This window comes from Roseiconus nitratireducens (assembly GCF_008629675.1).
GTDB lineage: Bacteria > Planctomycetota > Planctomycetia > Pirellulales > Pirellulaceae > Stieleria > Stieleria nitratireducens.
The window spans coordinates 361,589-369,008 of the sequence record NZ_VWOX01000009.1 but is presented as its reverse complement, the minus strand read 5'-3'; the positions used below and the strand labels follow the sequence as shown (position 1 = coordinate 369,008).

Annotated in this window: 6 protein-coding genes; 4 read left to right on the top strand and 2 right to left on the bottom strand. The window is 53.9% G+C overall.

Annotated elements, in window-relative coordinates; genetic code table 11:
• Positions 1 to 1,120 precede the first annotated feature (1,120 nt).
• The gene (locus FYK55_RS17220) at positions 1,121 to 1,468 is read right to left on the bottom strand and encodes a hypothetical protein (protein WP_150077663.1); all 348 of its coding nucleotides are present in this window, start codon (positions 1,466 to 1,468) and stop codon (positions 1,121 to 1,123) included.
• A 14-nt stretch (positions 1,469 to 1,482) separates the two neighbouring features.
• On the bottom strand, positions 1,483 to 2,529 hold the full coding sequence (locus FYK55_RS17215) for a hypothetical protein (RefSeq protein WP_161604584.1): 1,047 nt from the start codon (positions 2,527 to 2,529) through the stop codon (positions 1,483 to 1,485).
• 1,261 nt (positions 2,530 to 3,790) lie between these two features.
• Here FYK55_RS17215 and FYK55_RS17210 point away from each other — a divergent pair.
• From FYK55_RS17210 to FYK55_RS17195, 4 genes are all read left to right on the top strand, one after another.
• Positions 3,791 to 4,303 (top strand): hypothetical protein, encoded by a 513-nt coding sequence (locus FYK55_RS17210; RefSeq protein WP_150077661.1) that lies wholly within the window; start codon positions 3,791 to 3,793, stop codon positions 4,301 to 4,303.
• A 571-nt stretch (positions 4,304 to 4,874) separates the two neighbouring features.
• Positions 4,875 to 5,447, top strand: a complete 573-nt coding sequence (locus FYK55_RS17205; protein WP_161604583.1) for a hypothetical protein — start codon at positions 4,875 to 4,877, stop codon at positions 5,445 to 5,447.
• 99 nt (positions 5,448 to 5,546) lie between these two features.
• Positions 5,547 to 6,461, top strand: a complete 915-nt coding sequence (locus FYK55_RS17200) for a PQQ-binding-like beta-propeller repeat protein (RefSeq protein ID WP_150077659.1) — start codon at positions 5,547 to 5,549, stop codon at positions 6,459 to 6,461.
• A 210-nt stretch (positions 6,462 to 6,671) separates the two neighbouring features.
• The gene (locus tag FYK55_RS17195) at positions 6,672 to 7,388 is read left to right on the top strand and encodes a DUF1559 family PulG-like putative transporter (RefSeq protein ID WP_161604582.1); all 717 of its coding nucleotides are present in this window, start codon (positions 6,672 to 6,674) and stop codon (positions 7,386 to 7,388) included.
• The last annotated feature ends 32 nt before the right edge of the window (positions 7,389 to 7,420 follow it).

Genomic DNA, 7,420 nt, shown 5'->3' with positions numbered 1-7,420 from the left:
TGTTTGTTTGGTCGCACAAATGCAACAGGATGATCATTTAAAAAGTACGGCACCACTTGCCCCGTAAGCCCGCTACCTCCACATGAGGTGCAGACCTTTTCCCTCGCTGCTCCCGAGCCATCGCATCCGGAGCAGTTCTCTAGAATTAGAGGGTTGTGCTCATTTTCGTCATTAAAGACGGCCTCGTGTCTCCGGGGAAACCGCGCCAATTCGCTGTGAGTTTCCATGTACCGCTCTTTTCGGGAGCCGATCTCTCTGTCTAAAGCCTGCCTCTTCGACCTGGATTCACGCGTGAGCCATTCGTTGTACTCTTCATGGGGATCCATCTCTTTCAATCGCCGACAGACCGAGGGCGGCCATCGTCGTTGCTTGAACTCTTGTTGGAGACCGCAGCAGCGACACTCGAAAGTGCCCACGCAAAGCGAGGGCGCACCGAATATCAAATCGCGGCTAACGATGTAGCCTTCATCCTTCTCTCTCATCGGGATCCACGCGCGGACTCCTGAGCACCGGGGACAGAATCGAAACCGTTCTTTCAGCCGATTAAACCTCATTTCGGTCTTCAGCCATGGTGGAAGGGAAATCGTCGATGGTATCACTATCAGCTTGCTGGCCTGGCGGTCCGACGTGATGGTCAATTCGCACCGCGGCTCACAGTGGCGTCTGTGCATTTTAACGTGCAATCACTCCCTATTCCGCAACTGAGTGGCATGACGGGGCACGTGAATACGAGAAGACATCAATCCAACGGTGGATCAATCTTCATCGAGTGCGTGAACTAGGAATGCGACAGTGTTGGTAGTAATTCAAACGCGTACCATCTCGTTTGAGAGACGTTGCTGCAGCCGAAAACCGATATGCGATCGGAAGACGTCCGATGGAATGCTGCCACACTCGAGCCGTCTGGCAGGGCACTTTCCAACCCGGTTCATACCGACCCCGAAACCAACCGGGTTGTTAACCAGAACGGGCGTTCTGCGCAGAGAGCGCGAGAGTTTGGGGTGAGCATTGGTGTCGGGGGCCGTGTCCGTTTCGGTCGGCAGGGCTGAAAACGCTTTACGGAAATCTAAAGGCAGCACCGGCTGGGGCCAAGGGCTAGCAACAGCGATTCCCGATTGCCTCACGCCGAGGCAATCTCCGCAAGCCGCTCCGTCAGCTCCTCCGGAACCGGGAATGCCGAGATAAAGTGATAGCTCGACGTTCGCATAAATGGAGGAGCCTTCGCTAACGCAGTCGCCAATGCCAAAACCTCTTGAGCACTGGCATCGTCCCATGGATCAACGCGGACAATGAACATGCAGTTCTTCCCGTCTTCGTGACAGGAGAACACCATCCCAACTCCTGGCAACGGCTCCGCGAGCTCGTGCTTGTGTGCGTAGACACCGGCAGCTTCGAAAGCGGCGAGCGATTGCGAGAACGCTTCCTCCAGGGTCGCGCCGCGATCAAGCTGCACGTCAGGAAATGGCATTGCTCTCCACCTTCTTACAGCTCGGGATAGATTTCATCTTGTTCCAGCAGCTGAGCGTTACTGGACAAGCCGGAAGTCTCAAGGATGTCGTTGAGCCATTCGAGCCCTCGATCGGTATGCACCAGAAGGCTTGCTTCGCCTTTCCGGTATTCCGCTGAGGCACCAACAACTGGCACTGGTGCGAAACCTTTTGGGGCGATACTTGCTGTCCACGCAGGAAGCCTCGCCGCACATCCAGGATCGGCGAAGGGACTGTACTGCTCGCTCGCAATTACATCGGCCCTCAATCGCCAGACACGGTGTGTCTTAGCGAGATACGCAACGCATTCGTGCACTTCATCCTCAGGGCAACTGTACCGCAGCCTAATGTAGCTCGCAGCACCGAGGTGATTTGCCGCACACTGTCGCATCACATTCCATGTGGACTCCGCGGTTCCAAAATTGACGATTTTCCGAGCGGCAATCAACAATCTCCAGTCATTACCGTTGCCGTGGAGTTCGCCATCCTCAAGCTTGCACATCGTAGGCTCGAAAACGTGCTTCCCGGAATCAAGCGACAAATGCATCCTTCCAGCAAGTCCAAGCCGCTGCAACACGTGCAAAGCGCAGGACGCGGAAGCATCGAATAGATCGGCACCTCCATCTCGAAGGGGAACATTCAAGGCAGCCAATAGCTTGCTGTCACGATGATGGACCGGCGTTCCCCTTTGAAAATTGATTGTAACGGTTGCTGCAGACTCAAATCCGACAGTCAACCTCGCATCGAATACATCGTTGAACTTTCGCAACGTCTCAAGTCCCTTTACCGCTCCCTCGATCGAAAACGGGACAAGCAACTCAAACCCGACAGGAAGACCGCGGCACGGCGTCCAGCACTGGTGCCAAAACACTTCCCCCGGTGCAGCCTCAAGTTTACTTTCGCCCCTGACCGGATCCACCTTTAGCGAGGGATCATTTGACAACACTTCAGCCAGCGCAGCAGAAGCGGAAGCCACATCCCCGCCAGCCTCTCTCCCTAAGTTGATCCTGCAAGCGACTACGCGAAGATTCTCCCAGTCCATGCTCTATTGCCCTGCAAGTCTCTGCCATGCTCGCCATGGCGATTCCACTATTTCAAAGCCGTGCCGCAAACCAAATTCATTAAGTCTTGCCATCGCGACAGACGCATCCGGATCTCCCGACGTCGATGATCCCTTAGGGTATCGCCTGTGCGACGCGGTGATCGAAACCGGTATGCTGCCACAAGCGATCCATCTCGCACAACCCTTTCCGCGTCCGGTTCATTCCGACCCCGAAACCAACCGGGTTGTTAACCAGAACGGGCAATTGGCGCAGAGAGCGCGAGAGTTTGGGGTGAGAATTGGCGTCGGCGGTTGGTGACGGGCAGAACGTCGACGGCGCGAGAGCGCTCTAAGAAGTTCGCCGGTTCGCAAAAGTGCGTCAAACACGGGAGAAAACGCGAAAAAGCCGAGGGCGTTTGCTCTCGGCTTTGTGCGTTAACTGGTGTGGCGGATGAATTCCACGTTTTGAAAAAGCTCCCCGAAGGAAACCCTCTTCGTGAACGTTCTCAGTTTTCGGATATCGCCAAGCCGTTGTCAAGAGAGGGTTTAGCGATTCCGCGTCCGTTTCGGTCGGTCGGCCATGAAACGCTCTACGGAAAACTGTCGGCGTGAGGCGAGGGCAGAATGCGAGATAAGCGATAGCGTGGCAGTCGATAATCCGGTGGTGTGCTAGCTCCCGGATCAGACGTCGTGCATGGTGCCAGCTGGTAGGTGGACGGCAAAACCCCCAAAACTTGACCCGGTACATCCCACCAGCGAGAATGCCTCGGTTGCGATCCGGCCCTTCGGTGAGAACAGGTCGCCCAATCAGCGAGCATCGGTGGGGCCACCCATGGTACCGAAGGTGTTCCAAAGCACCCGCTCGTCGCCGGCTCATGAATCCTCTTTCTCGCTCGATGCGAAGCGTTTCGACGAAGTTTTGACGTGAGAATTCGGCGTAGCGACGATTCCAAATCAGGAATTACTTTCGATCACTCTTCCCAAAGGGTGCTCTATCGAGCGCTTCCCGCAATCTGTCGATCGTTGATTCCCCGCCCCAGTCGACAAAGCACCGAAATGCTATCGCAGCAGCATCTCGCGACAATCAGAACGGGGTCGGGACAAGGAGCGAAAGATTTGACGCTGCGATCCCGAAGGGGATAAGCTATCAATCTCAATGAGGGGCCGCCACCGGCAACGCAGTCGGATAAAACCCCCGATATTCACTTTATCCCCGGTCTGAGCCGGGATAATTATATTGTTATCCCGAAAGCATTCTCACATGAACTCTGTGGCACCAAGAAAATTTTGTCTTTCCGCCGCTATTGGAGCGGCAGTGTGGGCGTTGGTTGCGCTGTGGATGAATGTCCCTGCCCATCCATTTACGGACTCCACCGAGATTTTCAATCGCATCAACACTCCAGAATCACACGTATTTGTTGACCGCATTTACTTACTAAGCGGCTTCCCAATTTTCTATCCGGCAACGGAGATTATGCACGATGGAACTGAACGATTTCGCCCTGACAGCAGTTTGATTGTCTTAAATTCAGTTCTCTGCCTGGTGGGCGTCGCCAGCGTCTTCATCTGGCTCACAAAAACACGTGTCTCTCTGCGGCTTCTTCTGGGTTTCGTCACAGCATGTGCATTTCTAGTCGCGATTTCCGAATATGCGTATCACACGGTCTACTTCTACGTTGTTCCGTGCCTGTACTTCCTGCCAATCGCCTTCCTCGGACTTCGGGGTGTGATGAGCTTTCTCACGATTCCACGCGTTCGACCAGGGGCGGGATAACCATCGGATGCACGTGAGTCGCCGAGTTGCGTTGTTTGAAGTGGTCAATCGTTCGCGGCGACCACGTGATCCGTACCGTTACCCGACAGAACAACTCTTGCTGGCAGTTCGACGACTCGTCCGAATACCGTGGCACATCCATTTCTCGCGTCAGCGTTGTTCGGGCTCTTGTGCTTCGTCGCATTGGTCTGCGTGGCGACGGGCACATGCATGAGAGAGCGTCTTTCCGCGCGGGAGCGGATTGGGACTGTTGCGATATTCTCGGCTCCGTTCTTTCTGTTACTGCTGTTCACCACGCTATTTGCTGCATTCAACGGCGATCCTGGTCTTCGTTTCCCTGACACTCTCATTTCTTTGATTGTTTTGCCGGTAATTTGCGGTCTTGCATTTTTGGGTGCAGTAATTTCTTGGGGCTACCTCTACTACGGCGTTTCGAAAGCATGTTCAAGAATCGGAACTGCCATACTTACCTGGTACAATGGGAAGAAGCCTCGCGACGGATAGGTTTATCGGTATCGGCGGGTAACAACGCGATGCACGACGAGTCGCCGAGTCGTGGTTTTTGAAGTGGATGATCATTCGCGGCGACCGCGTGATCGCCAACGTTATCCGTACCAGGAAACTGGCTTTGCGAACTTTCTACTCCATTCTGCTGTCTTGTTCTGCGCTATTGTCGAATGCGGCCAGCCCAGCAGAATTTGAAACTGAGGATCAATTGGTCTCGGAGATTGTTCGTGGCTTTCAGGAAGCTTCCGCTGCGGACACAGACGTGCGACACGTAGTCCAGAATGCGTTAAACTCCAAACGTGCGGTTGTGTTTGTGCACGTCGACTGGGGAATGACTCACATTTGGCACACGCGTTTCGCGGAGTTCCTCGTCCAGTACCAAAAGCGGAACCCCAATGGGCGTTTGCATTTTCACTATGCCGACTGCACCGCAGTTTCTTCTGACTACGCGCCACTTAGAGAAATTCCGGGATGGATGAAATTGGTTGATGAAGCGGGCACTGCTATGATTCACGCAAATGGAGAAATTGCATGGATCGAAAACGGTCGCGTCCTTCATGTGCAGCGAATTAGTGATTTCCGCAACGCATCGAGACTTGTTGCGTTCACGATGGAATTGATGCCGGGGGACGGATAACAATCAAATGCACCGAAGTCGCCGAGTTGGGTTTGTTTTGAGGTCGCGTCTTTCGCGGCGACTCGGTGATTTGTAACGTTATTTTGCTGACCCAATGCGATGCTTGAACCACGATGGACCTACTCGAACCCAACTGGGCTCTCGAAATGGTACGGCCACGTGGACTACTACGGCCAATACGTCATCGGTCAATGGTTCGCACTCGATGCCGAAACTGGCACACAATATTGGACTCGCCGATTCTTCCGTCCGACGACCGTATGCGGATGTGCGCACGATGTGATTGTCGCATCCGAAACACGATCCGATGGTCCATGGACGGCCGGCTTCGGGGTTTACGGTATAGATGCACAAACAGGGAAGCTTCGGTGGGTCAATCACGGCCGTGGACTTTGGGGAAAGCTGCTCCGATGTTTCGACTACGTCCCGGGATTCACCAACGAATTTCGCGATGTACCTAAATGCCTTGTCGATCAATACGTCGTCACGACGCGTGGGCGAATACTCGATGTTCGCACGGGGCACGATTGTTCGTCCGTTAAGACTAACGAGCCAAACAATGAAGATCGATCAGGACCGCAACACAAACTGTACGACAATAAAACGCTGGAAACCGACGGCCACACGATAAAAGTCGAAGGGCATCGCGATGATTTCGTCATTCTTCGCCGCGATAAGAATGGCAACGACATCTGGCGTTTCGCGGCCAAGGATTTGTCATTGCACGTTGACGGTAACTACTATTCCTACCGATTTCACGACGGCCGCATCTTCATCATTCTGGGCGATGCACCAAACTATGTCCCGATCAACGAAGCCGAACCGCTCTACGTCAAACCGAATCCCGCAAACTATCAACTGGGCATTCTTGATGTCTCCTCGGGGAAATGTAAACTTGCACCAATGGCAAACGCCAAGCAGCGAAAAGAATGTCGCATCGAATCGATTCGAGATTCACGGATGCTCGTGAGCTGCGATGGCACGGAACTGGCCGAATACGAAATCGAAAAATAACAAAGCGTTGAACGCGAGTGGGCGATCACGCGTGTTCTGAAACCAAAGTCAAACGCGCCCACCGCGTTAACGCAGACGTTCGTCGAGGATAGTTTCATCAAACGCTTAAACTCTCGATACTATTCCCTGTTCATCGCAGTAATCGCCGTTTGTGGACTTGTCATCGGTTTCGCAGCACTCGTCGGTCACTCTTCGCGTGCCGCACGCATCATGTCCAGCCGCAACAACCTTCGGCAAGTGATGCTCGGCATCGACAACTACGCCGCTCAGTACAACCAACTCCCACCACACGTTCTCCTTGATCCCAATCGCAAACCTATGCACAGTTGGCGGACACTTGTTACGCCATATCTTGCTGGCGTTAACCAACTATATCGGTGGGACGAGGCGTGGGATGGCCCTTTCAACATGCGACTTGCTGGCGGACTTGACGTACACATTGATGCACCTCCGCTCGACGAGTTCGGAGAACCGCTTATCAAGACAATGGGCCCGTACGATGGACCGATCGACTACGCCTGGCCATTTCGCACTGCGGAAGTGGATGGCAACTCTGATTTCCACGTCCACTACTTCGCGGTTGTTGGAAACGAGACGGCATGGCCAGATGACTACGCGATTACATACGATGACATCGGCGACGGCGTCGCAAACACCGTCGTGCTCGCCGAATCTCACACCCTTGATGCCTTCTGGTCAGAACCAAACGACCTACACTTCGATCAAATGACGTTTGCGATAAATGATCCTAATGGCCCCGGAATCTCCAGCCCGCGCGAGCGTGGCCCGCTGGTCGCCTTCGCTGATGGTGCGGTGTTTCATCTGGACCCAAATACTCCACAAGAAATCGTACGTGCCTTGTTGACTGCAAATGGTGGCGAGACAATTGAGCGTTCACAACTGGTTCGAGACGGATTGCTTCGTTAGCGCCCTTTGGCTCTCTCCAAAACCCGACGAAC

Coding starts and splice junctions, on each gene's coding strand:
- FYK55_RS17205 (WP_161604583.1), top strand. CDS start 4,875: ATGATCATTCGCGGCGACCGCGTGATCGCCAACGTTATCCGTACCAGG.
- FYK55_RS17215 (WP_161604584.1), bottom strand. CDS start 2,529: ATGGACTGGGAGAATCTTCGCGTAGTCGCTTGCAGGATCAACTTAGGG.
- FYK55_RS17220 (WP_150077663.1), bottom strand. CDS start 1,468: ATGCCATTTCCTGACGTGCAGCTTGATCGCGGCGCGACCCTGGAGGAA.
- FYK55_RS17195 (WP_161604582.1), top strand. CDS start 6,672: ATGTCCAGCCGCAACAACCTTCGGCAAGTGATGCTCGGCATCGACAAC.
- FYK55_RS17210 (WP_150077661.1), top strand. CDS start 3,791: ATGAACTCTGTGGCACCAAGAAAATTTTGTCTTTCCGCCGCTATTGGA.
- FYK55_RS17200 (WP_150077659.1), top strand. CDS start 5,547: ATGCTTGAACCACGATGGACCTACTCGAACCCAACTGGGCTCTCGAAA.